The sequence below is a fragment of the Catenibacterium sp. genome, assembly GCF_052354645.1.
Taxonomy (GTDB): Bacteria; Bacillota_I; Bacilli_A; order Erysipelotrichales; family Coprobacillaceae; genus Catenibacterium; species Catenibacterium mitsuoka_A.
On record NZ_DAWDDM010000252.1, the window covers coordinates 1 to 2,869 of the forward strand.

General features: G+C 33.5%; 4 protein-coding genes. 3 read left to right on the forward strand and 1 reads right to left on the reverse strand.

What is annotated here, in order from left to right:
- From ACT8VG_RS09515 to ACT8VG_RS09525, 3 genes are all read left to right on the forward strand, one after another.
- The coding region (locus tag ACT8VG_RS09515) for an ABC transporter substrate binding protein (protein WP_444195723.1) at positions 1-277 on the forward strand (277 nt) is incomplete at its 5' end.
- A 9-nt stretch (positions 278-286) separates the two neighbouring features.
- Positions 287-1,153 carry an ABC transporter permease gene (locus ACT8VG_RS09520; RefSeq protein WP_117459195.1) on the forward strand — a complete coding sequence of 289 codons (867 nt, stop codon included), beginning with the start codon at positions 287-289 and terminating at the stop codon, positions 1,151-1,153.
- Positions 1,146-1,928 carry an ABC transporter ATP-binding protein gene (locus ACT8VG_RS09525; RefSeq protein ID WP_432269588.1) on the forward strand — a complete coding sequence of 261 codons (783 nt, stop codon included), beginning with the start codon at positions 1,146-1,148 and terminating at the stop codon, positions 1,926-1,928. The genes ACT8VG_RS09520 and ACT8VG_RS09525 overlap by 8 nt, the downstream gene beginning before the upstream one ends.
- 54 nt (positions 1,929-1,982) lie before the next feature.
- Here the strand turns inward: ACT8VG_RS09525 and ACT8VG_RS09530 are convergent, their stop codons facing one another.
- On the reverse strand, positions 1,983-2,729 hold the full coding sequence (locus tag ACT8VG_RS09530; RefSeq protein ID WP_432269587.1) for a MurR/RpiR family transcriptional regulator: 747 nt from the start codon (positions 2,727-2,729) through the stop codon (positions 1,983-1,985).
- Positions 2,730-2,869: the final 140 nt, after the last annotated feature.

Consider the following 2,869-nt stretch of genomic DNA (forward strand, 5'->3'; position numbering starts at 1 on the left):
TGCTGCATGTAAGAAAGCAAACAAGCCGTTATATGTAGGGGCTGATTCAATGGTTAAAGATGGTGGTTTCTTAAGTGTTGGTATCGATTATAAAGAACTAGGTAAAGAAACGGCTAAAATCGTTGATAAAGTATTAAAGGGTAATAAAGTAGAAAATATCCCAGTGAAAGTATTTAAGACAAATTTAAAAATCTATATCAATACAACTACAAAAGATAAATTAGGTATTAAATTACCAGAAAACATTACAAGTGATAGTAAATATACAGAAATCTAAGGAGTTTTTATGAATAGTACAGTTATTCTTGGAGCCCTAGAGTTAGGCGGCATATTTGCCGTCTTATCTCTAGGCTTATATATTAGTTTCAAAGTTTTGAATATTCCAGACTTGACAGTGGATGGAAGTTTTACAACAGGATGTGCAGTAAGTGCTATGGTGGCAGTGGCAGGCTACCCAGTACTTGGTATGGTACTTGGATTTGTAGCAGGTGCAATTGCAGGGATGGTGACAGGTTTACTCATTACTAAACTTAATATTAATGAAATCCTAGCCGGAATCCTTACACAGACTGCTTTATACTCAGTGAATCTACGTATTATGCATCAGACACCAAATATCTCATTATTTAATCATAAGACAATCTTCAGCAATACAACTCAGTTTGAACCTTATGATAAATTATTGATTATTGGTGTGATTGTGATAGTGATTACCGTATTATTGAATTATTTCTTAAAGACACAGATGGGTCTTGCACTTAGAGCCTGTGGTGATAATGAAGCAATGGTACGAGCTAGCTCTATTGATACAGATAAGATGAAAATTATTGGTTTAGGACTTGCAAATGGTTTAGTGGCTTTAAGTGGTGCTTTATTTACACAGCAGCAGGGCTATGCTGATATCACAAGTGGTATTGGTATGATGGTCATCGGACTTGCTTCTATTATTATTGGTTTGACATTCATTAAGAGTGATAAGGTTGCAATATGCTTAGTTGGTACGATTGTAGGGGCTATCTTCTATCGTTTTGCTTTAACAATTGCCTTATACTTAGGTCTTCCTTCAGGAGACTTAAAGATCCTATCAGCATTTATTGTTGTGATTGCGATTTCTTCCGCAACACTCAAGAGGAGGTTCAAGAAACATGCTTAATATAAAAGATTTAACAGTTGTATTTAATGAAGGGACTGTCAATGAAAAGAAAGCCATTGATCACTTATCTCTTCATCTTGAACCAGGAGATTTTGTGACTATTATCGGGTCTAATGGTGCAGGTAAATCTACTTTATTTGGTGCTATCTCTGGTGCTGTAGAAACAAAAGAAGGAACTATTGTCTTAGATGATAAAGATATCACGCATGAAAAGGAATATGTGAGAAGCCGTACCATTGGTCGATTATTCCAGGATCCTTTAAGAGGAACAGCTCCTTCAATGACAATTGAAGAAAACTTATCTTTAGCTTATCAAAGAGGAAAACATTTCTCACTTACACCATTTACTCATAAACATCATGATATCTTTGTAAATGCATTAAAGGACTTAGATATTGGCTTAGAAGATCGTTTAACAACTAAAGTGGGTACCTTATCTGGAGGACAAAGACAAGCCCTCACACTATTAATGGCAACTTTAGTTAAACCACAATTACTTTTATTAGATGAACATACTGCTGCACTTGATCCTGCAACATCTATCAAGGTGATGAAATTATCTGAAAGAATTGCGAAAGAGCATCATATTACAACCATGATGATCACTCATGATATGGAAGATGCTCTTAAATATGGTAATAGAATCCTGATGATGAAGGATGGAAAAATCATTGCAGATATTGATGAAGAAACAAAAAAGAAAATGACTGTCGAAGAACTTGTAAGAAAATTTACTGAAACAGGAGAAGCGAATGACCGCGTTCTTCTTCACTAGACAAGGATGATCCTTGTCTTTTATAATGCATAAAAAAAGCAGACTGAAGTCTGCTTAGAGGTAGTATTGTTGGAAATAACGTAATCTGATTAAGTCACAGATTGACATGATCTGGTAGTTGAAATCAATTGAATCAAACTTACCTGGTACATAGATTACTGTTGTATTTCCATTAAAACATGACTGTGTATATTTACGATTCTGCGTGATGAGTAATGAATATGCCTTTTCAAAGCTGCAATTATCATATTTCTTCATTTCTTCTAGACTACGTCCTGTAGCACTCACAAAGATGACAACATCATCTTCATTAAATTGAATAGGATCATACTTATGATAATGAATAAATGGACGTCCAAAAGAAATCATATCTGTCTGTAACTCTACGGCAATAGAACAAGGATATAAACCACCAAAGATAATAATACGTTTTGCTTTATAGAAATGTTCACAGATAGAAGTAATTGTGTTCGCAAGGACTTCTTCATCCATTGCCTTATCCATCTTCGCTAAGAATTTCTGAGGAGTTTCTCCAAATAATCTGACACGAATCTGATTCAAACGTAACTGATGATCAGCTTCTAATTTAAAACGGAAATCCTCATAAGTAGAGAATCCAAATGTTAATAAGAAACTATAAAGTTCTTCTTTTCTAAAAGCACCCTTATTTAAGAATTCTTCTTCAGACATCTCAAATATATCTAGATAGTTAAAGATAATGAAATTGCATATTTTATAATAGTAATCATTCTGCATCGCACCATTTAAATAAGTCAATATTCTACTAAGTAACAAACCCATTATATTCACGCCCCTTTAGGAATATTATATCATAGTTGTAATAATCTTTAGAAATAATTTTGTATTATGTTTTATTTTGTTTATAATGTAGAAAAAGGAGGTATATTTTATGCGTATTAAAGAACTACCATTAAGTGACA